This window comes from Mesorhizobium sp. (assembly GCF_004962245.1).
GTDB lineage: Bacteria > Pseudomonadota > Alphaproteobacteria > Rhizobiales > Rhizobiaceae > Mesorhizobium.
The window spans coordinates 6,549-27,609 of record NZ_SUHQ01000001.1 but is presented as its reverse complement, the minus strand read 5'-3'; the positions used below and the strand labels follow the sequence as shown (position 1 = coordinate 27,609).

Annotated in this window: 17 protein-coding genes and 1 pseudogene; 9 read left to right on the top strand and 9 right to left on the bottom strand. The window is 62.2% G+C overall.

Features of this window, described 5'->3' with window-relative positions:
• The 3 genes from E5X88_RS00130 to E5X88_RS00120 all read right to left on the bottom strand — a co-directional run bounded on the left by E5X88_RS00130 (position 1) and on the right by E5X88_RS00120 (position 3,366).
• The gene (locus tag E5X88_RS00130) at positions 1 to 882 is read right to left on the bottom strand and encodes a cytochrome b/b6 domain-containing protein (protein WP_292157020.1); all 882 of its coding nucleotides are present in this window, start codon (positions 880 to 882) and stop codon (positions 1 to 3) included.
• A gap of 113 nt (positions 883 to 995) precedes the next feature.
• A complete protein-coding gene (locus E5X88_RS00125) occupies positions 996 to 1,679 on the bottom strand; it encodes a DUF1345 domain-containing protein (RefSeq protein WP_292157018.1) in 684 nt (227 codons plus the stop codon).
• A 247-nt stretch (positions 1,680 to 1,926) separates the two neighbouring features.
• On the bottom strand, positions 1,927 to 3,366 hold the full coding sequence (locus E5X88_RS00120) for a caspase family protein (protein ID WP_292157016.1): 1,440 nt from the start codon (positions 3,364 to 3,366) through the stop codon (positions 1,927 to 1,929).
• Between the two features lie 418 nt (positions 3,367 to 3,784).
• On the opposite strand from E5X88_RS00120, the gene E5X88_RS00115 reads away from it, so the two are divergent.
• Positions 3,785 to 4,861, top strand: coding sequence for an autotransporter outer membrane beta-barrel domain-containing protein (locus E5X88_RS00115; RefSeq protein ID WP_292157014.1), 1,077 nt, complete (start codon positions 3,785 to 3,787; stop codon positions 4,859 to 4,861).
• On the opposite strand, the gene E5X88_RS00110 is transcribed toward E5X88_RS00115, so the two are convergent.
• Both E5X88_RS00110 and E5X88_RS00105 read right to left on the bottom strand, forming a co-directional pair.
• On the bottom strand, positions 4,858 to 5,325 hold the full coding sequence (locus E5X88_RS00110; protein ID WP_292157012.1) for a YaiI/YqxD family protein: 468 nt from the start codon (positions 5,323 to 5,325) through the stop codon (positions 4,858 to 4,860). The genes E5X88_RS00115 and E5X88_RS00110 overlap by 4 nt on opposite strands.
• Before the next feature lie 339 nt (positions 5,326 to 5,664).
• Positions 5,665 to 6,792: an S-(hydroxymethyl)glutathione dehydrogenase/class III alcohol dehydrogenase gene (locus E5X88_RS00105; protein ID WP_292157010.1), complete on the bottom strand. Its 1,128-nt coding sequence runs from the start codon at positions 6,790 to 6,792 to the stop codon at positions 5,665 to 5,667.
• Between the two features lie 200 nt (positions 6,793 to 6,992).
• Between E5X88_RS00105 and E5X88_RS00100 the strand changes: the two genes are divergently transcribed.
• The 4 genes and pseudogenes from E5X88_RS00100 to E5X88_RS00085 all read left to right on the top strand — a co-directional run bounded on the left by E5X88_RS00100 (position 6,993) and on the right by E5X88_RS00085 (position 14,960).
• Positions 6,993 to 9,005, top strand: coding sequence for an acetyl/propionyl/methylcrotonyl-CoA carboxylase subunit alpha (locus E5X88_RS00100; RefSeq protein ID WP_292157008.1), 2,013 nt, complete (start codon positions 6,993 to 6,995; stop codon positions 9,003 to 9,005).
• A gap of 274 nt (positions 9,006 to 9,279) precedes the next feature.
• Positions 9,280 to 12,807, top strand: coding sequence for a DNA polymerase III subunit alpha (dnaE, locus tag E5X88_RS00095; protein WP_292157611.1), 3,528 nt, complete (start codon positions 9,280 to 9,282; stop codon positions 12,805 to 12,807).
• A 237-nt stretch (positions 12,808 to 13,044) separates the two neighbouring features.
• A complete protein-coding gene (locus tag E5X88_RS00090) occupies positions 13,045 to 14,055 on the top strand; it encodes a methyltransferase (protein ID WP_292157005.1) in 1,011 nt (336 codons plus the stop codon).
• A gap of 102 nt (positions 14,056 to 14,157) precedes the next feature.
• A pseudogene (locus E5X88_RS00085) lies at positions 14,158 to 14,960 on the top strand (ion channel).
• A 101-nt stretch (positions 14,961 to 15,061) separates the two neighbouring features.
• Here the strand turns inward: E5X88_RS00085 and E5X88_RS00080 are convergent.
• On the bottom strand, positions 15,062 to 15,943 hold the full coding sequence (locus E5X88_RS00080; RefSeq protein ID WP_292157004.1) for a DMT family transporter: 882 nt from the start codon (positions 15,941 to 15,943) through the stop codon (positions 15,062 to 15,064).
• 188 nt (positions 15,944 to 16,131) lie between these two features.
• On the opposite strand from E5X88_RS00080, the gene E5X88_RS00075 reads away from it, so the two are divergent.
• Positions 16,132 to 16,638 (top strand): hypothetical protein, encoded by a 507-nt coding sequence (locus E5X88_RS00075; RefSeq protein WP_292157002.1) that lies wholly within the window; start codon positions 16,132 to 16,134, stop codon positions 16,636 to 16,638.
• 37 nt (positions 16,639 to 16,675) lie between these two features.
• Here E5X88_RS00075 and E5X88_RS00070 read toward each other — a convergent pair whose 3' ends face one another.
• Positions 16,676 to 18,004, bottom strand: a complete 1,329-nt coding sequence (locus E5X88_RS00070) for a DNA polymerase IV (RefSeq protein WP_292157000.1) — start codon at positions 18,002 to 18,004, stop codon at positions 16,676 to 16,678.
• 67 nt (positions 18,005 to 18,071) lie between these two features.
• Here E5X88_RS00070 and E5X88_RS00065 point away from each other — a divergent pair, with 67 nt between their 5' ends.
• From E5X88_RS00065 to E5X88_RS00055, 3 genes are all read left to right on the top strand, one after another.
• A complete protein-coding gene (locus E5X88_RS00065) occupies positions 18,072 to 18,647 on the top strand; it encodes a GNAT family N-acetyltransferase (RefSeq protein ID WP_292156998.1) in 576 nt (191 codons plus the stop codon).
• Between the two features lie 357 nt (positions 18,648 to 19,004).
• Positions 19,005 to 19,916, top strand: a complete 912-nt coding sequence (locus tag E5X88_RS00060; RefSeq protein ID WP_292156996.1) for a hypothetical protein — start codon at positions 19,005 to 19,007, stop codon at positions 19,914 to 19,916.
• Positions 19,913 to 20,245 carry a hypothetical protein gene (locus E5X88_RS00055; protein WP_292156994.1) on the top strand — a complete coding sequence of 111 codons (333 nt, stop codon included), beginning with the start codon at positions 19,913 to 19,915 and terminating at the stop codon, positions 20,243 to 20,245. The genes E5X88_RS00060 and E5X88_RS00055 overlap by 4 nt, the downstream gene beginning before the upstream one ends.
• Here the strand turns inward: E5X88_RS00055 and E5X88_RS00050 are convergent.
• Together E5X88_RS00050 and E5X88_RS00045 are read right to left on the bottom strand one after the other, a co-directional pair.
• On the bottom strand, positions 20,240 to 20,893 hold the full coding sequence (locus E5X88_RS00050; protein ID WP_292156992.1) for a hypothetical protein: 654 nt from the start codon (positions 20,891 to 20,893) through the stop codon (positions 20,240 to 20,242). The two genes, E5X88_RS00055 and E5X88_RS00050, sit on opposite strands and share 6 nt — an antisense overlap.
• The coding region (locus tag E5X88_RS00045) for a DUF3572 family protein (protein ID WP_292157608.1) at positions 20,890 to 21,061 on the bottom strand (172 nt) is incomplete at its 5' end. The genes E5X88_RS00050 and E5X88_RS00045, both read right to left, overlap by 4 nt.

The window sequence follows — 21,061 nt, the reverse complement described above, 5'->3', positions numbered from 1 at the left end:
TCACGCACTCCTCTCGGGTGTCTTGCTGTCATGCGCCGGCGGATCGGTCCGGTACCAGCCGGTGATGATGGAACGCAGCTCGTTGATCGGCCCGGCGGCGAAAATCATCAGCATATGGATGATGAAGAAGACGATGAGCAGCAGCATCACGATGAAATGGATCGTCCGCGCCGTCTGCCGGCCACCGAGCAGGTCGTTGAGGAATGGCAGCACCGCATTCATGCTCGGCGACATCGCAAGGCCAGTGATGATCATCAGCGGCAGCAGCACGAACATTACACCGCCATAGGCCATCTTCTGCAGCGTGTTGTACTCACGCGTGTGATGGAACTTGAGCTTGGCATGATCGACGATGTCTCGTGGCAAGCGCCTGAGATCGTCGATGCGCGGGGCAAGATCGCGACGCAGATGGCCGTTGACCAGGCTGGCGACGAGCCAGACGACCAGTGTCGTGGTCAGTATCCAGGCGAAAAAGAAATGGACGACGCGGGCGGTGCCGAGGTCGTAATAGGAAGGGATCGTCGCCCAGGACGGGAAGGCGCGGGACCTTTCCTGGCCCGCCGGCCCAGACCAGCCGAGCACGCCGGTCGTGTCGAAGCGCTTGCCGAAGATTTCGGTGTAGCCGCGCGGACCGTTTGCGGTGTTCTCGGCGCCGATGGCGAAGACAGTGTTGTTATATGCGAATCCCGACTCCTTGCCGATGTAGAGCTGGGGGCGGGCGTTGAAGATCTGCAGGCCGGAAAGCAGCATGAAGAACAGCGAGATGGCCCAGAGCCAATGCGTCAGCCGCGTCCAGCGCGACTGCCGGTAGATCAGCGTCGCATCTTTCAGAGGGGCAGCGTCCACCCCGGCGGCGGGTTGGCTCCTGGCAACCGATTCCATTTCTTGCGTCCTTCCGGCCGCTCAGTCGGCCTTTGCGATCGTTCTCCTCCCAATACGTTGCCAGCCAAAGCGATGTTTCATCCGATCACGGAATTATTACAGGCTACCCGATACTACTGGCTTCCAAGACTGACGGCGAGGTTGACCGCGGCGGCGACGATCACTGTATTGAAAAAGAACGACACGATCGAATGCAAAAGCACGATGCGACGCATTTGCGTGGTCGAGACGTCGGTATCGGAGGTCTGTGAGGTCATGCCGACGGTGGTCGAGAAATAGAGGAAATCCCAGCCGTCCGGCCGCTCCTTACCGGCAAATTCGAGACCGCCGACGGGCTTTTTCTGCTTCGACGTGCTGCCGGGGTCGGTCTCTTCGTCGTCCATCCAGTAGACATGCGCGTAGTGCAGCGCCGTCATGGCGTGGATGGTGAACCAGCCGAGCGGGATCGACAGCAGCGCGAAGGTGAGTTCGATGGGATGCGGGCTGCCCCCTCGATTGATCAACTGGAACAACGAGATGATGGCAACGGCGACGACAATCAGGGTCACGGCGAAGATGACCAGCACCGGCTGGTCGGTGGCGCGGGCATTCTTGCTCAGATAGCGGCCGGTGAGCAGCGGCATCTGGGCGACGACGAGGACAGTATAGGCGGCGAAGAACGCATTGGCGCCGATCGAATAGGCGAGGGGGGCGCGCAAGACCAGTGCGATCGCCAGTGCCACCACACCGACGCAGGCCGACACCGCGAATTGCATGTGGCGGTGCAATGGGGCCTTCAGGGGTGTATCGGTCGTCATGGCCCGGCCTCTGATGGCGGTCCGTCTTCTACGGTGCCGAGCGTCCTTTCAGACGCGAAAGGACACTGTAGCACTTTTGGAATCTGCGCATGATCCTTTCCGAACCGGAGGTGATGAAGCAAGAAGCGCTTCTGCGGCGTGCGTTAAAGCGCGTCGAGTCTGAAGGGATTCAGGCGACGCGCTTTAAGTCCTTGTTTCTATGCATGTCCTTATCCCAAAACCGCTGCGCACTTTTGGGCGACATGCATCAGAAAACGCCGCCGATCCCAATGCCGCCGCTGATGTCGGGCGGAGGTGCAGCCGGGCGCGAGGATTGCTGCTGCGACCTTGCGGCTTTTCGGTTGGCCGCCTTCTTGCGCGCCGGAGCCGCCTCTGATGCCACCTTCGCCGGCTTGATCTTCTGCACGACCACCGGATCCTTGCAAACCCGCCCGGAGCGCAGGAACAGATCACTCAGAAGTTCAACCGTGGGCTCGGTTGCGGATGCGGTTCTCGCGGTTTTTTTGTAGTAATTGGTGAGCGCGCGCACCGAGCCCTTGCCCCACCTTCCGTCCACTGTCATCCGATAGCAGCCCAAACGTCGCAACTCGGTCTGGATGCTGCGCGCGAGATCGGTCGCTTTTTGGGAATCCGTTTCAGTCGCCGAAGTACCGACGATCAGCGTTTCAAGTCCGGAGACGACGCTCTGCCTGGCCCCCTCGAGGCTGGCGACCTGGGTGCCGGCGGGCTTGGCCGCAGCGTCTTGTAAGGGCGAAATCTCGACCGAACGCAATGCCTGGCCAACGATCAGCACGGCTGTCTGCAGGTCGTTGGAAGCGAGCTCGACCTTCAACTTCTCCTTGGCGGCAGGATCGGCCAGGATGCGCGACAGGCTGGCGCTGAGCTGGGCCGGGTCGAGCACTTGCTGCTCGGTGAAGTAGAACTGCTCGCGAAGGTTCGACTGATCCCACGGAACCTGACGCCCGATGGTGATTGCCTCGGTCTCGTTGCGCACGCGGATCATCATGTCCGAAATGCTGAGCCCGGGAATCTCGACGTTCTTCAACAATGCCGTGGTGAAGGGGCTGTTGTCTCCCGAGCCGTCGACAGCAACATTGCCGGGCTGCGTTGCAAAGGCAATGAATGTGTTTTCACCCACTTCGATCTGCGCGAGACCGTCCATAGCGCTGGGGCCTTTGCCCATCGGGTTGTTACGACAGGCATCAAGAAACACGAAGGTCTGCCTTTCACGGCTGGCAAATCTCGAAATCACATCGTTGAGCTTGACCGCGCCCGCGATCAACTCCTGCAGGTTCTCGGCATTGGGCGTATCGACCGGCAGAAGATAGTTCTCGCCCCCGAGTTGCACGCCGTGGCCAGCGTAGAAGATGAGGACAGCGCTGGCGTCCGCCAACTTGCCCTCGGCTTGTTCGAAAAGCTTGGTGAACCCGTCGGACGACAGGTTGGTTGCCGTTAGCACATCGAATTTCAGTCTCTTCAGGCTTTCAGAAAATCTGGTGGCGTCGTTTGCAGCATTGGCCAGATGCGGGAGGCGGGCGCTCCGGTAGTCGGAATTGCCGATGACGATCGCGAGCCGCTTACCTGGCTGTGGCGACGGGCCTTCCTCGACCGCGGCTTGAACGCCGAGGGATCCGACAAGTGAAACCAGCAGGACCGCAACAATGCGCAGGAGGAGACGGTAGCTCATGGCAAGGGCTCGTTTCGGCGCGTGACATCTTCAAGTCGCCGAAGTGTCCGCCCGCCTGCGCCGTTCCGCTCATGCGCCGGAACTCGTTCCTCCGAAGACCACCGCGATTTTTACACCAGAACCCATGTCAAAGGAAGCGTAAGGGCGCGGCCCGTCTTCGATCTGGCCGAGCTCGGTTTTCCTGGAGATGCCGTGGATCCAGCCGGACGGTAGCCGCCGCAGCCATTTCGGTCCGCAGGAAGCCAGCGGTCCACACGAAATCATATCCACGCCAGAGATAATTTGTTATGCTCCCACCAACGCTGGCCTAGTGTTGCACTCGCATCTACTGCAGTCAGTGATGTTTTTCATAGTTCAACTGCGCATTGCATGTCCTGATATTTAAGCCAGACGACACAAGTAGCAGGGGAAGGGGACAATGAAAGGCAAGAGTTGGCGTTTGCGCCTGTGCGCGAGCTCAATTTCGATTGGTGCTGCATTGGTTTTCCTGCCTTCGAAAGCAAACGCCTGTATCGAAGACAGTGAGGGCAGCTTTCTGGTAACGGACTGCTACGTCGGCGTGGCCGTCAATAGCGCGATTGTCGACACGTCCTTGGATGCGCTTCTCAAATTGTCCGACGACATCATCCAGGCGGAAGTCGGCCCCGCAAACGCAGCTCCGCCGGCCCAGTCTTCACCGTTCGGCGTTTTCGCTTCCGGCCAGTTGGCCCACACGGAGCATGACGGCTTCACCGTTTCGGACGATTTCGACGTCTTTGACGGACCGAGCTTCGAGGTCGATGAATTCTCCGCTGCCGCCAGTGTCGACTTCAACGCGGCAAAGCATTTCGGATTCGACAGCGAGCACGGATTGAATCTGGGGCTGTTCGGCGGTTATGCCTCGGCTGACGTCAATGTCGACGTTTTCGGTGTCGGTGACGCGACCAACAAAAGCGGCATGTTCGGCGGCTATGGGCTTTATCGTAAAGGCACCAGCTATGCTCTTGTGGCCGCCTCGGCGTTCCTGGGCAACACGGACGTCAAGGGAAATGACGGCAGCTACGACACGCAAGGCTACGCGATAACAGGGTCGATCGGCCGCATCTTCAACTTGACCGATCGCGTGCGTTTCGATCTTCGTGGCGGGCTGTTGGGCGTTACCTTTACCGGCGACGCATACACGGACGACTCCGGCACTGAATTTGGAAAGAGCCGTTTATCGTTTGGCGCGATCAAGTTCGACCCTGGGGTTTACGCGGATTACCAGCTCGGAAACGGCATGGTCATCAGCCCCTATGCGCGCGCGGATCTGCAGCAGCGTTTCGGCTATTCGAACACAGCAAGCGTTTTTGGTCAAAAGAGCGATTTCGAGGATGCAGACTTCTCGGTGGCGCTGTCCTCCGGCTTCAATCTGAAGATGTCTTCATCGACAACCGTCAGCACTGAAATTCGCGGCAAATGGTCCGAGGACAGTTCAACCGTCAGCGGCAAGCTGGGTCTCAAGGTCGCATTCTAGTCCGTTGCGACGGACTTCAGCGCACGCCGCAAGATGCGGTCGAGTTCGCCGAGAAACCGCGAGCGGTCCTGCGGCGCGAAACTGGCATTGTAGCCCTTGCTTTCGCCGGTCTCGCGCAGATGCTGCTTGAGATCGCGCATCGCCACCGCCATGCCGATGGTTTCCGGCGTGAACGGGCGTCCGGTTGGCCCAAGCACATGGGCACCGAGCGCGACCGTGCGGGCGGCAAGCGGGATGTCTGCCGTCACCACGATGTCGTTGGGCTTGGCATTGTCGACGATCCAGTCGTCGGCCGCGTCGGCGCCCTTGGACACGACGACGTTGCGGACCATCGGATCGCGCGACGGCCTCAGGCCGCCATTGGAGACGAAGGTGACGACGACGCCATGGCGCTCGGCGACTTTCTCGACCTCGGCCTTTACCGGGCAGGCGTCGGCATCGACGTAAATGGCGGGTGCGGGCATCGTTCCTTCCAATGCGTATGGAGCCGGGCGATTTTGCCAGGCTCCATTGATGATATTCGAGCGGTCGCTATCCCTGCAACGCTCCGGGCCTCTTCGCGCAGGGCAATCACTTCACGCCGGCGCCGCCCCTCATATAGTGACGGGGAGAAGGTGGTGGCCGCAACATCGGCTCGCTTTCGGCAACGCAGGAGATTGGCGAAATCCTTTGCGAAGGCGTCTTTCTCCCCGTCACTATACTGGGAGAAATGCCCAGCAGGGCAATGAGGGGCGGCGCCGACCTGAAGCGATTGCCTTGCTTCTTCGCGATTCAAATCACGATATCAGCGGCTTGTGGCCTCGTCAGTAAACCACGACGCTCCTGATCGACTTGCCCTCATGCATCAGGTCAAAACCCTTGTTGATGTCTTCCAGCTTCAGCGTGTGGGTGATCATCGGGTCGATCTCGATCTTTCCGTCCATGTACCAGTCGACGATCTTCGGCACGTCGGTGCGGCCGCGTGCCCCGCCGAAGGCGGTGCCCATCCAGGTTCGTCCGGTGACCAGCTGGAACGGCCGTGTCGAGATCTCCTGGCCGGCGCCGGCCACGCCGATGACGACCGACTTGCCCCAGCCGCGGTGCGATGCTTCAAGGGCCTGCCGCATCACCTTGGTGTTGCCTGTGCAGTCGAACGTATAGTCGGCGCCGCCGATCTGGTCGGCGCCGCGCTTGGTCATGTTGACGAGATGGGGCACGATATCGCCGTCGATCTCCTTCGGGTTGACGAAATGCGTCATGCCGAATTTCTCGCCCCATTCCTTCTTGTCGTTGTTCAGGTCGACGCCGATGATCATGTCGGCGCCGGCCAGGCGCAGCCCCTGGATGACGTTGAGACCGATGCCGCCAAGGCCGAAGACGGCGGCCGTGGCGCCGATCTCGACCTTTGCCGTGTTGATCACGGCGCCGATGCCGGTGGTGACGCCGCAGCCGATGTAGCAGATCTTGTCGAAGGGCGCGTCGGGATTGACCTTGGCCACCGCGATCTCGGGCAGCACGGTGAAGTTGGAGAAGGTCGAGCAGCCCATATAGTGGAAGATCTTATCCTTGCCGATCGAGAAGCGCGACGAGCCGTCCGGCATCAGCCCTTGCCCCTGCGTGGCGCGGATCGCGGTGCACAGGTTGGTCTTTCTGGACAGGCAGGACGGGCACTGCCGGCATTCGGGCGTGTAGAGCGGGATGACGTGGTCGCCCTTCTTGACCGAGGTGACGCCCTTGCCGACGTCGACGACGATTCCCGCACCCTCATGGCCGAGGATCGCCGGAAAGATGCCCTCGGGATCGGCACCCGACAGCGTGAATTCGTCGGTGTGGCAGATGCCGGTCGCCTTGATCTCGACCAGCACCTCACCCTCGCGCGGACCATCGAGGTCGACCTCCAGGATCTCCAACGGTTTTCCGGCGGCAACAGCAACAGCGGCGCGGGTTTTCATCGGGCATCTCCTCTTAGGTCAAATCTGCAATCGGGGCCGAGCCTTAGCTTACCAGCAGGTTCTGGGCTATGGGACGAATTGACAGTTTTTGGCCCGGTTTTGGTCGGCGCCGCCGATTTGCGCCTGGGATACGCGCCAACTTGCCTTGACCGGCCGGGCGAAGCCCATAAAAGAAAGGCAGCCGAGGGAACAAAACCCGCATGTTCACAAAAATCCTGATCGCCAATCGTGGCGAGATCGCTTGCCGCATTATCAAGACGGCACGCAAGATGGGCATCGCCACCGTGGCGGTCTATTCGGACGCCGATCGTGACGCCGTGCATGTCGAGATGGCCGACGAGGCCGTGCATATCGGGCCTTCGCCGGTCGCGCAGAGCTATCTGGTACCGGAGAAGATCATCGCTGCATGCAAGGCAACCGGCGCGCAGGCAGTGCATCCCGGCTACGGTTTTCTGTCGGAGCGCGCATCCTTTTGCGAGGCGTTGGAGAAGGAAGGCATCGTCTTCATCGGCCCGAAGCCCAAGGCCATCCAGGCGATGGGCGACAAGATCGAATCGAAGAAATTCGCCAACGCGGCCAAGGTCAGTACGGTGCCCGGCTGGCTCGGCGTCATCGAGAATGCCGACCATGCCGAAAAAATCGCCGGCGAGATCGGCTATCCCGTGATGATCAAGGCCTCGGCCGGTGGCGGCGGCAAGGGCATGCGCATCGCCTGGAGCAAGGCCGAGGTGCGCGACGGGTTCGACCGCGCGCGGTCGGAGGCCAAGAGCTCGTTCGGCGACGACCGCGTCTTCATCGAGAAGTTCGTGGTCGACCCGCGCCACATTGAAATTCAGGTGCTTGCCGACGCGCATGGCAACGCGCTTTATCTCGGCGAGCGCGAATGCTCGATCCAGCGCCGCAACCAGAAGGTCGTCGAAGAAGCGCCTTCGCCCTTCCTCGACGCCAGGACCCGCAAAGCCATGGGTGAGCAGTCGGTAGCGCTGGCCAGGGCGGTCGACTACCAGAGCGCCGGCACGGTGGAGTTCATCGTCGACAGCGAAAAGAACTTCTATTTCCTTGAAATGAATACGCGATTGCAGGTCGAGCACCCGGTGACCGAGCTCGTCACCGGCATCGATCTGGTCGAGCAGATGATCCGAATAGCTGCCGGCGAAAAGCTCGCCATCAAGCAAAGTGACGTCAAGCTGAACGGATGGGCGGTAGAGAGCCGCCTCTACGCCGAGGACCCGTATCGCAATTTCCTGCCGTCGATCGGCCGGCTGACGAGATACCGGCCGCCGGAGGAGGGGCAGTTCGGCGACGTCGTCATCCGCAATGATACCGGCGTCACCGAGGGCTCTGAAATTTCGATGTTTTACGACCCGATGGTCGCCAAGTTGTGCACCTGGGCGCCGACGAGGCTCGCGGCAATAGACGCCATGTCCGTGGCGCTCGACAGCTTCGTCGTCGACGGTATCGAACACAACATACCCTTCCTGGCGGCGCTGATGCAGCATCCGCGCTGGCGGGAAGGGCTGATATCGACCGGCTTCATATCAGAAGAATATCCGGACGGGTTCGCGCCGATCGTGCCCAACGACGGGGAAAAGGCGGTGCTGGCTGCGATCGCCACCGCTGTCGAATTGCTGCGCCGCGACCGGCTCGACCGGCTGGGTGGGCGGCTGGCGCCGCATTCGGGCGTGCTGAAGCGGGACTGGGTGGTGAAGATCGGCGAGGATTACCTTTCGGCCGCAATTCTCGAAGGCATGATCTCCATCCCGATGGAGCTCGATCTTTCGATCGACGGGGGCAAGGCCCTGACGATGGCGTCCGACTGGCGGCCGGGCGATCTCATCTGGCGCGGTACGGTCGGCGGCCACAGGATCGCCGCGCAGATCAGGCCGGTACCGAACGGGCTTCGCATAGCCTGGAAAGGCATGTCGGTGACGGCGCGCGCCATGCTGCCACGCATCGCCGAGCTCGAAAAGCTGATGCCGGAAAAAGTGGCGCCGGACACCTCGAAGATGCTGCTTTGCCCGATGCCCGGCCTCGTTGTGTCGATCGCCGTTGCCGAGGGGCAGGAGGTCAAGGCCGGCGAGACGCTGGCGGTCGTCGAGGCGATGAAGATGGAAAACGTGCTGCGCGCCGAGCGCGATCTCACCGTGTCGAAACTCAACGCGAAGCCGGGCGAGAGCCTCGCGGTCGATGCGGTGATCATGGAGTTTGCGTGAGGCTGAAAACAAAAAGCCCGCCTTGGCGGCGGGTCATTAGCGCAACTCAGCACCATGGTATAATTACTAGCATAACTGCCGGCACAAAGCAAGAACAAATATGCCTGAGGCCAACGGCTTCACGTTGGCGCTGCCCCGCCTGCATTCCAGCGTAGGGGGTGGCGAAAACCTGAGTTTCTCCCGTGGGCTCGAAGCGCCATTGCTGGACTCGCATCGTCCGGTGCTGGACAATACATCGTCATCGAGTGAGTCCTTTCAAGCGGCGCTAAAAACCATGGTGAATGAGGCACTTCCACGCGACCCCTTGCGACGCGAGGCCTTTGTGAAGGCATCGCGGCCGGAAGCGCCCGCGCGGCCGTTCATCCATCTGCGCGTGCATTCTGCCTATTCGCTGCTCGAAGGCGCATTGCAACTCGGCACGATTGTCGGCCATGCGGTCAAGGATGAGTCTCCTGCTATCGCCGTCACCGACACCAACAACCTGTTCGGCGCGCTCGAATTCGCGCAGAAGGCGGTGAAGGAGGGCATCCAGCCGATCATCGGCTGCCAGACCTCTCTCGCCTTTTCCGGCGAAGCAAGCGACAGCCAGCGGGACCGCAGGCGGCAAGGTCCGGAAATGCGGCCGGTGGTTTTGATCGCGGCGACCGAGGCCGGCTACAGCAATCTGGTCAGGCTGGTCAGCCGGGTTTATCTCGAAACGCCGCCCGGCGAGGCCGTGCATCTGACGACCGAGATGCTGCAAGGCCATTGCGACGGCCTGATCTGCCTCAGTGGCGGGCCGCGCGGCCCGATCGGCTACGCCTTGAAGGAGGACCGCCGCGATCTCGCCGAGACACGGCTTTTGGCGCTCAAGGCGCTGTTCGGCGACCGGCTCTATGTCGAGCTGGAACGGGTCGCCGGTTATGACCGGGCCATCGAGCAATCGTCCGTCGACCTCGCCTATATCCATGACCTGCCGCTGGTCGCCACCAACGAGGCGTTTTTCTCCTCGCGCGACGACTATGAGGCGCATGACGCGCTGATCGCCATCGCCGAGGGTTCGGTCGTCGCCGCCGACAATCGCCGCCGCCTGTCGCCCGACAATTTCCTGAGAAGCCAGGCCGATATGGCTCAGCTGTTCGCCGACCTGCCGGAAGCGATCGACAACACCGTCGAGATCGCGCTGCGCTGTTCCTACTATCCCAAGACGCGCAACCCGATCCTGCCGCGCTTTGCCGGCGGCGATGTCGACGACGCCGATGCAGCGGTGAAGGCGGAGGCGCAGGAGCTGGCAAGGCAGGCGCATGAGGGGCTGGAGGCGCGGCTCGCCGCGCACGGCCCGACCTCCGGCTACACGGTCGAACAATATCGCGAAAGGCTGGATTTCGAGCTCGGCATCATCGAGAAGATGAAGTTCCCCGGCTATTTCCTGATCGTCGCCGACTTCATCAAATGGGCGAAGGCGCAAGGTATTCCGGTCGGGCCGGGCCGCGGCTCGGGCGCCGGCTCGCTGGTCGCGTATTCGACGACCATCACCGACATCGATCCGCTGCGCTTCTCGCTGCTGTTCGAACGCTTCCTCAATCCCGACCGCGTGTCGATGCCCGACTTCGACATCGATTTCTGCCAGGACCGGCGCGAGGAGGTCATCCGCTACGTCCAGCAGAAATACGGCCGCGACCAGGTCGGCCAGATCATCACGTTCGGTACGCTGCAGGCTCGCGCGGTGCTGCGCGATGTCGGCCGCGTACTGCAGATGCCCTATGGCCAGGTCGACAAGCTCTCGAAGATGGTGCCGTCGAACCCGGCCAATCCGGTCAAGCTCGCCGACGCCATCGCCAACGAGCCGCGCTTTGCCGAAGAGGCCGAGCGCGAGCCGATCGTCCAGACGCTGCTCGACATGGCGCAGAAGCTGGAAGGGCTCTACCGCCACGCCTCGACGCACGCCGCCGGCATCGTCATCGGCGACCGGCCGCTGTGGGAGCTGGTGCCGATGTACCGCGACCCGCGTTCCGACATGCCCGTCACCCAGTTCAACATGAAGTATGTCGAGCAGGCCGGGCTGGTGAAGTTCGACTTCCTCGGCCTGAAGACGCTGACGGTGCTGGAGACCGCGGTCAAGCTGATCCGCCGCCGCGGCATAGAGATCGATCTCGCTCATATTCCGCTCGACGACCCCGACACATACGCCATGCTGTCGCGCGGCGAGGTGGTCGGCGTGTTCCAGGTGGAAAGTGCCGGCATGCGCAAGGCGCTGATCGGCATGCGCCCCGACTGCATCGAGGACATCATCGCGCTGGTCGCGCTTTACCGGCCGGGACCGATGGAGAACATCCCGACCTACAACGCCAGAAAGCATGGCGAGGAGGAGATGGCGTCGATCCATCCGAAGATCGACCACCTGGTGAAGGAGACGCAAGGCGTCATCGTCTACCAGGAACAGGTGATGCAGATCGCGCAGGAGCTCTCCGGCTATTCGCTGGGCGAAGCCGACCTGCTGCGTCGCGCCATGGGCAAGAAGATCCGCGCCGAGATGGACAAGCAGCGCGAGCGCTTCGTTTCGGGCGCGGTCGAGCGCGGCGTCGGCAAACCGCAAGCCGACTTCATCTTCGACCTGCTGGCAAAGTTCGCCGACTACGGCTTCAACAAGTCGCATGCCGCCGCCTATGCGGTCGTCTCCTACCAGACGGCCTATCTGAAGGCGCATTACCCGGTCGAATTCCTCGCTGCGTCGATGACGCTCGACATGGGCAACACCGACAAGCTCGCCGATTTCCGCCAGGACGCGCTGCGCCTCGGCATCGACGTCGTAGCGCCGTCGGTGATGACAAGCTTCCGCGCCTTCGAAGTCGGCGAGAACCGGATCTTCTATTCGCTAGCCGCGCTGAAGGGCGTCGGCGACGCGGCGGTCGAGCATATCGTCGCCAAGCGCGGCGAAAAACCGTTCAAGAGCCTCGCCGATTTCTGCGAAAGAGTCGATCCGAAGATCGTCGGCAAGCGCGTCTTCGAAAGCCTGATCATGGCCGGAGCGCTCGACTGTTTCGGCCATGACCGCGCCGCGATGATGGCGGGTGTCGAGCGGATGATGGGACTGGCATCGCTGGCGCAGCAGAATGCAATGTCGGGCCAGCACGACATTTTCGGCGCCTCGCTCGGCGCGCAGTCGCAGGCGCTCAACCTGCCGGCGACCGACCCCTGGCTTGCCGCCGACCGCCTGCACCGTGAATTCCAGGTGGTCGGCTTCTATCTCTCGGCCCATCCGCTGGACGAATACAAGGCGGCGCTGCAGAAGATGCGGGTGCAGAACTGGGGTGAGTTTTCGGCCGCCGTCAAGCGCGGTGCCGCCGCCGGGCGGCTTGCCGGCACCGTCACCACCAAGCAGGAGCGCAAGACGCGTACCGGCAACAAGATGGGCGTCGTGCAGTTCTCCGACACGTCAGGCCAGTATGAGGCGGTGCTGTTTTCCGAGGGGCTGGCGCAGTATCGCGACCTGCTCGAGCCTGGCCGTTCGGTGGTGATCACCGTCTCGGCCGAGGACAGGCCCGAAGGCGTCAACCTGCGCATCCAGACCGTGCAGTCGCTGGAGGACGAGGCAAGCCGCATCCAGAAGGCCCTGCGCATCTTTGTCAGAACCGACCAACCGGCGACGGCGATTCAATCGCAGCTTACCCAGCGTGGTGACAGTCAGGTTAGCATTATCGTCATCAAGGAAGAGGCGCAGGGCGAGGTCGAGATCGAACTGCCAAACCGCTACCGCGTCTCGCCACAGATCGCGTCGGCCATGCGCGCGGTGCCGGGCGTGGTGGAAGTGGAGCTGGTGTGAGTTAGAGCGCGGTTTTGGTCGAACCAAAACCGCGCTCTAGCTCTTGGTTTTCAACGCATTTTCGTCGAACGAAGACGTTTGGCTGCAAATGCTCTGACGGGATCAGCAAGGTCCGTTTGTTTCGACCATGTCCGCCAGCCCGGCGGCATTGCCCGGTGACCATGCCGCTGGTATTGTGAGTTCGGCCCGCCATACCAGTTGCCGGCCCTGGGTCTTTCGGCGGCCGGGGAGCGTGTCATGGACGAGCGGACAGCCGCTGCCGAACTCCAGAAGATGGTCAATGGGTTCCAGGTATCTCAGGCGATATGCGTCGCCGCCACGCTGGGCATCGCAGACCATCTCAAGGACGGAAAACGCACCAGCGGCGAACTTTCCGCGTTGACCAATACCCATCCGCAGGCCCTCTACCGGCTGCTGCGCGCCCTTGCGTCTGTCGGCGTGTTCCATGAAGCGGAAGACCGGTTCTTCTCACTAACTCCGGTTGGCAGCGCGTTGCGATCCGATGTTCAGCATTCGGTCGCGCCGTGGGCGATTCTGGCCGGACGACCCTATTTCCGTCAGGCATGGAGCGATCTGCTGCACAGTGTCAGCACCGGCGAAAACGCCTTTCGCCACGCTTATGGCAAGGGCGTTTGGGAATACCGGGCGGAGCATCCGGAAGAGTCCGTCATCTTCGACCGGGCGATGACGGCCATGTCGCGTGGCGTTGCCGCCGCGGTGATCACGGCCTATGACTTCCGGCCGTTCTCTGTCGTCATGGATGTCGCGGGCGGGCAGGGCGCGCTGCTTGCCGAAATCCTCCGCCGAAATCCCGGCCAGCGCGGTATTCTTTTCGATCAACCGCAGGTCGTGGCGAAGGCCGGCCCGGTCTTTGACGCCGCAGGCGTGGCCGATCGATGCGACATTGTCGCCGGCGATTTCTTCGTCTCGGCGCCCGAGGGCGCCGATGCGATTGTGCTTAAATGGATCCTGCATGACTGGGACGACGACACAAACATCCGGATCCTGAACACCTGCCGCCGGGCAATGCGCCCAGAAGGCAAATTGCTGGTGCTTGAGAGCATTCTGGCGGCGCCCAACGAAGGCGCCAGCGCGAAATTCGGCGATCTGAACATGCTGGTCATGCCGGGCGGGCAGGAGCGCACGGCGGAAGAATTTAGGTTACTGCTTGCGGCGTCGGATTTTCAGGTCGCGAATATTGTCGAAGCCGGATCTCGCATCAGCATCATCGAGGCGAAGCCGGTCTGATTGCCTTCCGGGTCTGAAACTCTCCGGTTGTTCTCAACCCACGGCGGCTTCCACTGCTCTGCCCACTGGACGGCCGTCGCAGCGAACGCTATCGCAATGGTCATGAAGGCGGCAGACAGCGAGGGAGTGCAGGATCCTTCAGCCTTGGCACGGCTGCGCGATACGTTGCGCAAGCTTTATCACGGGCGCACGCCGGCGGCTTTCCGGTTTCAGATGGCCGCAATCGTCATCGACCTTGCCATCATCGCCTTCTTCGTCGCCACACCGGTGATCCAGCAATCGCCCTCCTTCCTTTGGCTTGACTATTCGGTGGCAGCACTTGTCGCCGCCGACATGATTGCCAGGCTGCTTGCCTCCAACGACATGCTGCGCCTAATGAAACAGCCGACGTCGTGGGTCGATGCGTTCATCCTGCTGACGCTGCTGATGCCCTCGGCGCTCGCCAATCTGGGTTTTCTTCGCATATTGCGGCTGTGGTCGCTGTCGCGCAGCGGCTCCCTGTGGCGGCATTTCGAGATGCGCGGTCTCAAAAAATGGCGCGAGGCGAGCCATGCGGTCATCAATCTCGTGACATTCCTCCTTGTCATCACCGGTTTCGTCTACACCTTCTTCTTCCGCACCGGGGCCGGTCTCGAAGGCTATGTCGATGCGCTGTATTTCACCGTCGCCACGGTGACCACGACCGGGTTCGGCGACATCGTCCTGCCGGGGATATCGGGCAAGCTCACTGCGATCGTCACCATGATCATCGGCATATCGCTGTTCGTCAGACTTGCGCAGGCGCTCTTCCGCCCCGCCAAGGTGTTTTTCCCTGCCCGCAATGCGGACTTCAGCGGCACGAGCCCGACGCCGTCCACTGCAAGGCCTGCGGGCATCTCCTCGAGATACCCGACGAAGGCGACTGAATGCGAGGATGCGTTCAAATTAAACCGGGCATCCCGCTTTATCTATTTGTCTTAGCCGCATTTCTGCGACGCCAAGTGATTCCACTTGGCTGCAAAATGTTCTAGGACGCTGCCACTTCCGCAGGCTTGGTCGCTTTCTTCTGCAGATTGAGCAGATTGCCGAGCAGGATCAGCACGGCGCCGCCGGCGGTGAAAGCGTCGATCTGCTCCTGGTAGAGCAGCCAGCCGATCAGCGCCGACAGCGGCACGCGCAAGAAGTCCATCGGCGAGATGACGGTCGCGTCGGCATAAGCGAGCGCCCGGGCCATGCAGAAGTGCGACGACATGCCGGTGAAGGCGATCAGCAGGATCCACGGCCACAGGTCGAGCGGCGGGTTGCGCCATTCGTAGAGCGCCGGGGCAAGGCCGAGCACCGACTGGATGACCAGCATCCAGAAGATGATGCGCACGACGCTGTCCGTCCGCGTCAACGACTTGACCAGAACCACGGATATGCCGAAGCAGACCGCGGCCCCCAGCACGACAACATGTCCCGGCTCGACGGAGCCGATGCCTGGCCGGACGATGATCACCACGCCGATCAGCCCGAGCACGATCGCGGCAAGCCTTGGCCGGCTTAGTCGTTCACCAAGAAAGCCGACCGCCAGGATGGCCGTCCAGATCGGCGTCGTGAATTCGATGGAGATCAGCACGGCCAGCGGGATCAGCGTCAAGGCGTAGAGCCACGCCGCCTGACCGGTATAGTGGACGACATTGCGGGCGATATGGGCCAGGGGGCGCTCGGTGCGCATCGCTGCAAAGCCGCCCGACATCATCACCAGCGGCAGGAGGATGAAAAAGCCGATCACCGAGCGCAGCTCCAACACTTGGAAGACGTTGAGCTCGGCTGTCGTGGCGCGGCCGGCGACCGACATCGCCAGAAACGATGCGACCGACAGCGCCATCCAGAACGCGGCCTTGGGGATCGAGGGTGAGGGTGCCATGCGCGCTATGTCGCAAGCCGGGACTGTGATCGCAACCGCTAGTCGACGCATTCGGCTGGGCCAGAAGCGGCGCGTTGCAAAACCGTCATGTCGAAGGCGGAACCTGCCGCCGCGGAAGGCGTTGATTCCCAGTATTTGCCTACTTTGCAGGACGTGCCGTGTTTCCGATCTCAACGAGGAGAGATTTGATGAAATCATTCGCGCGATTTGTACTTGCCGGCTGCCTGACGGCTGCGGCTGGCGCGGCTCATGCCGACGATGCCGATTTTCTGCGCTCGTTCCAGGGGAATTTCGCCGGGAAGGGGACCGTCAAGGTCACCACCGAGGCGCCGACGGTGAACGTCTCCTGTCGCTTCAATTCCGACGCGACATCGAGTTCATTGTCGCTGGACGGCACCTGCCGCGGCCTTGTCGTGGTGACGCGCGCCATCAGTGCCGATCTGAAGTCCAGCGGAACGAAGTACACCGGCACCTATGTCGGATCCCGAACCGGACCGGCGCAGCTCAGCGGCAGCCGTTCGGGCAATGCCATCAATCTCGGCATCCGTTGGGCGAAGGACGTCAACGGCGATCGCAAGGCGCAAATGACGGTCGAGAAGAACGGTGAGGACGGCATGCGGCTGACCGTTGTCGACGTCGACCCGAAGACCGGCGAAAGCGTGACGACCAGCCGAATCGATTTGAGCCGCATCTGAAGGCCGCTCTATGCGGACCTTCGGTTCGGGATCGTGCTCAGTCCTCGATCGGCTCGGGCGGATGGGCGTTGCGGCCCTTGCCGAAAGTGTAGCCGGTTTCCACCGCCTTGCGGCCGAACTTGTCGCGCAGCGTGTCGATGGCGCCCTCGGCCAGGGCGCGCTTGCGTGACTGGATATCGACGAGGTCGGGCGGATCGGCCTTTTCGTCATTCGAGAGGTCGCTGACGCCGATGCCGAGCAGCCGGTATTTCGTGCCGTCCGTCTCCTTGCGCAGCAACTCGAGCCCGGTCGAAAAAATGCGGTCGGCCAGCCGGGTCGGGTCGCCGAGCTGGCGGTTGCGTGTGCGAGTCTTGAAGTCCCGGGTCTTCAGCTTCAGCACGACCGTGCGCCCGGCAATGCCGGCTTTCTTCAGCCGCGCCGAGACCTTTTCCGACAGTGCTCTCAGCACCGAAACCAATTCATCCAGGGACGCGATGTCGGTGTCGAAGGTAGTCTCCGCCGATACGCTTTTCGCATCCTGGTCGGGGTGGACGCGGCGGTCGTCCTCGCCGCGTGAAAGATGGTAGAGCCGATCGCCCATCACGCCGTAGCGGCGCATCAGGTCGCCGCGCTCCATGCGCTGCAACTGGCCGATCATGCGGATGCCGTCCCGTTCAAGCGTGGCGGCGAAGGCTTTTCCCACACCCCAGATCAGCGTCACCGGCTGCTCCGCCAGGAAGCCGGCCGCTTCGGCCTCGCCGATCACCGAAAAGCCGCGCGGCTTGCGAAAGTCCGACGCCACCTTGGCCAGGAACTTGCAATAGGAAAGGCCTGATGAAACGGTGATGCCGATCTCCTTCTCCACGCCGAGCGCGAAGCGTGCCAGCACCACCGCGGGCGGCAAGCCATGCAGTCGTTCGGTGCCGGCAAGGTCCAGAAACGCTTCGTCGATCGAGATCGGCTCGACCAGCGGCGTCAGCGCCTGCATCATGGCGCGGACCTCGCGGCCGACGCGCGCATATTTTTCCATGTCCGGCGGGAGGACGACCGCTTCCGGGCAGGCTTCGAGCGCCTTGAACATCGGCATCGCCGAGCGCACGCCGTGGATGCGGGCGATGTAGCATGCGGTGGAGACAACGCCGCGCTTGCCGCCGCCGATGATCAACGGCCGGTCCTTCAGCGCCGGATTGTCGCGCTTTTCGACTGCCGCGTAAAACGCGTCGCAATCGATATGGGCAAGATGCAGCCGGTAGAGCTCCGGATGGCGGGCCAGCCGTGGACTGCCGCAGCGTTCGCAGCGCCGTGTTTCGCTGCGCTGGAAGGTCAGGCAGTCGCGGCAAAAACCGTGATCGGGATTGTTGACAGGAGCCGCCATCACTGCGAACATAAAGAGAACAAATGCAATGGTACGTCAGGACGGACGCCACGACAAGCGGCGGGCCGGGAGAGAGTTCATGAATACGACCATAGCGCCACTGGTGCCCGAGCTTTGGGCGGATTTCGAAGATCTTTTCGGCAAGCAAGGCGCCTGCTACGGCTGCTGGTGCACACATTTCCGGCTGTCGCCGGCAGCGCGCCGCGCCAGCAACCGGGAGCGCAACAAGGACCACATCAAGGCGCGGATCGAGGCCGGGCCGCCGCCCGGGCTGCTGGCATTCGAGGACGGCAAGGCGGTCGGCTGGATGCAGATCGGCCCGCGCGCCGACGTGCCCGAATGGAACAACAAGGGCAGGGGGTCGGCGCCGGTCGATCCCGCCGACGCCACGGATCCGGGGGTCTGGGCGATCTCCTGCTTCTTCATCCGCACCAAGGCACGCGGCAGGGGCGTGACGCACCGGCTGGTCGCGGGCGGCATCGAGTTTGCCCGCCAGAATGGGGCGCGGCTGGTCGAGGCATGTCCGATCGACCTGTCGAAAGATTCGCGTTCGATCGGGCTGTTCGTCGGCTCGTCGCGGGTGTTCGAGAAAGCCGGCTTCGAGAGGCTGGTCGAGCGCAAGGCGGGCCGGCCGCTGATGCGATTGGTGCTTTGAGCCATTTCGCTGCTTGGCCTCCTTCATCTCGCCTTGCGGTTGTGATGGTAATTTCCTACGAAAAGGCGCAAATTTTGCCACTCAGGCCAACGGAGAGTCAGCGTGAACCGCGTTCTGCCAGCCGTGTTTGTTCTCGCGCTCGGCGCGCCTGCCTTCAGCCAGACCGTCGATGGCGAGGGTGCGAAGCAGCTCTCCGAAAATCTGTCCCGCTATGTCGGTAGTCAAGCGATCGACAAGGGTGTCCTGAAGGTCTCAGTGGAAGGTGACGCATACAAGATCGCCTTCGACTTCAAGGCGCTTGCCGGGATGCTGCCGAAGCAGAATTTCCTGAAGTTCGATTTTGCGCCCTATGTCCTGTTGGCCAAACCGCGCAGCGACGCGACATGGGATGTCTCCGGGGATTTCACGACGAGCGCTTCCTTCGAAATTAACGGCCCGGAGGGTCCACAGAGCACGCAGTTCTCGATCGAGGGCGGCAAGTTCGCTGGGGTCTACGATCCCGAGCTGGCGGCTTTCGCCAGCGCTACGAGCTCGATAGCCGGCATGACGATGAAATCCCGGGACGCCATGCAGCGCGCGGAGGTGAGCACCGGCGCAGGCACTGCCACCGTGAACGCAACCAAAGCTGCGAATGGCGGCGTGGATTTCACCGCGACGCAGACGGTCACCGATTTTGCCGAGGCGGTTGACTTTGACGACCCCAAAAGCGGCCTGAAATTCCCGCTCACGATCAAGTCGCCGGAATTATCGGTGAACGCGACTGGCAAAGGGATGCGGACAAAGCCGTTTCTCGATCTGCTGGCATTTGCCGTCGCCAATGAAGACGAGGCCAAGCTGAAGGCCAACCAGGCGCAGCTCAAATCGCTTTTGCTCGCCGCGCTGCCGCTGTGGGAGCGGATCGACGGAAGCTACGGATTCAAGGATTTCACTGTCGAGAGCCCGGTAGGGCATTTCGGTGCGAAGGAGCTGGGCACCAGCTTCGGGTCCGACGGCATCGCTGAAAACGGGGCGATCAACTATTCGATCAAGGCTGCGGGATTGACGATCCCCCAGCATGTTGTGCCCGCCTGGGGTGCGGCGCTGTTGCCCACCGATATCGATCTGAATTTCGGCGGCGCCAACATCAATCTCGACAGCATGGCGAAAAAAAGGCGATCGAAGCCTTTGATCTCAATCAGAATCCGCCGCTGCCGGCGGAGTTCGGCGATCAGATCAAGGCCGACTTCATGGCCAAAGCGCCGAAGGTCGTTATCGGGCACAGCACGATGAAGAACAGTGACATCGAGGTCGCGATGGAAGGAGAGATGACGTTCCCCGGCATGAAACCCGAGGCAAACGTGACGATCGATATCGCAGGCTACGACAAGATCGTGGAAAGCCTGCAGACTGCGGCAAAATCCGAGCCGGAAGCAGCGCAGTATTTCCCGGTGGTGCTGGCAGTCAAAGGGTTTGGCAAGACGCTGCCGGATGGCCGGTTGGAGTGGGTCATCAACACCAAGGCCGACGGTTCAGTGACGGTCAACGGCGCCATGCTGAAGCCGGCCGATCCTGTCGACCCTCGACCAGACGTCGATCCACTCTCGGAAAACGCGTTATAGCCCGAGTGCTGCCGCGATCTTCGGCGTGGCTTCGCGCCAGTCCTCGACGACCGCGATGTCGTCGGGCATCGGCGGCAGGAAGGCGCGCAGCGAATTGTCGGCCATCAGATGGAAGAGATGGGCATCGGCAACCGAGTTGCGCGCCGATACCAGATTGTTCGGCTGGTCGTCGACGAAAGCGATGGGCCGGCCCTTGTTGCCACGCAGCTTGGCCACCGCCGGGCCCTTGGCCATCTCGGTGGTCAAAAGCGGATAGGTCAGCCCGAGGGCGTCGAGATGAGTGCGGCGAACCGCGCGATGCTTGTGCGGCATGGCCGTCAGCATGACGATCTCGGCGCGCTCGCCCAGCGTCGCCAGGGCGTCGGCGGCGCCGTCGGTGATGCTTTGCCAGTCGGCTTGCGCATCGAAGAACTCGTCCAGAAGTGCGGTCACCTCCGCCTGTTCGACCAATCGGCCGCTCGCCTGCTCGGCAATGTTGCCGGTCAGGCGGAAGGAGGCAAATGTCAGGCCGAAGCCGCGCGACTGGAGAAAATGCGGAAAGGGCCGGATGAATTCGAGCACGACATCGTCGACATCGAGCACCAGCAGCGGCCGGTCGTCGGCAGCCAGTTCCTCGATCTGGCGCGCTGTCTCGGGATCGTCGCTCATATGGAATGCTCATGATCGTCGTTGCCAAGCGGCAGCGCCCGCAGCGCCTTGCCGACGGAAGCCGGCGGCGTGCCGGTTTCCTCCGCAAACCGCATGAGCGTCGGCTCGTGGGCGAGGATGAACTGCAGCACGCCGGCCAAAAATCCCGGCTCGCCGGCTGCCTGGCGG

Coding starts and splice junctions, on each gene's coding strand:
- E5X88_RS00050 (WP_292156992.1), bottom strand. CDS start 20,893: ATGAGCGACGATCCCGAGACAGCGCGCCAGATCGAGGAACTGGCTGCC.
- E5X88_RS00120 (WP_292157016.1), bottom strand. CDS start 3,366: ATGAGCTACCGTCTCCTCCTGCGCATTGTTGCGGTCCTGCTGGTTTCA.
- E5X88_RS00105 (WP_292157010.1), bottom strand. CDS start 6,792: ATGAAAACCCGCGCCGCTGTTGCTGTTGCCGCCGGAAAACCGTTGGAG.
- E5X88_RS00115 (WP_292157014.1), top strand. CDS start 3,785: ATGAAAGGCAAGAGTTGGCGTTTGCGCCTGTGCGCGAGCTCAATTTCG.
- E5X88_RS00070 (WP_292157000.1), bottom strand. CDS start 18,004: ATGTTCGCAGTGATGGCGGCTCCTGTCAACAATCCCGATCACGGTTTT.
- dnaE (WP_292157611.1), top strand. CDS start 9,280: ATGGTGAATGAGGCACTTCCACGCGACCCCTTGCGACGCGAGGCCTTT.
- E5X88_RS00080 (WP_292157004.1), bottom strand. CDS start 15,943: ATGGCACCCTCACCCTCGATCCCCAAGGCCGCGTTCTGGATGGCGCTG.
- E5X88_RS00090 (WP_292157005.1), top strand. CDS start 13,045: ATGGACGAGCGGACAGCCGCTGCCGAACTCCAGAAGATGGTCAATGGG.
- E5X88_RS00125 (WP_292157018.1), bottom strand. CDS start 1,679: ATGACGACCGATACACCCCTGAAGGCCCCATTGCACCGCCACATGCAA.
- E5X88_RS00075 (WP_292157002.1), top strand. CDS start 16,132: ATGAAATCATTCGCGCGATTTGTACTTGCCGGCTGCCTGACGGCTGCG.
- E5X88_RS00065 (WP_292156998.1), top strand. CDS start 18,072: ATGAATACGACCATAGCGCCACTGGTGCCCGAGCTTTGGGCGGATTTC.
- E5X88_RS00130 (WP_292157020.1), bottom strand. CDS start 882: ATGGAATCGGTTGCCAGGAGCCAACCCGCCGCCGGGGTGGACGCTGCC.
- E5X88_RS00100 (WP_292157008.1), top strand. CDS start 6,993: ATGTTCACAAAAATCCTGATCGCCAATCGTGGCGAGATCGCTTGCCGC.
- E5X88_RS00055 (WP_292156994.1), top strand. CDS start 19,913: ATGAAGAACAGTGACATCGAGGTCGCGATGGAAGGAGAGATGACGTTC.
- E5X88_RS00110 (WP_292157012.1), bottom strand. CDS start 5,325: ATGCCCGCACCCGCCATTTACGTCGATGCCGACGCCTGCCCGGTAAAG.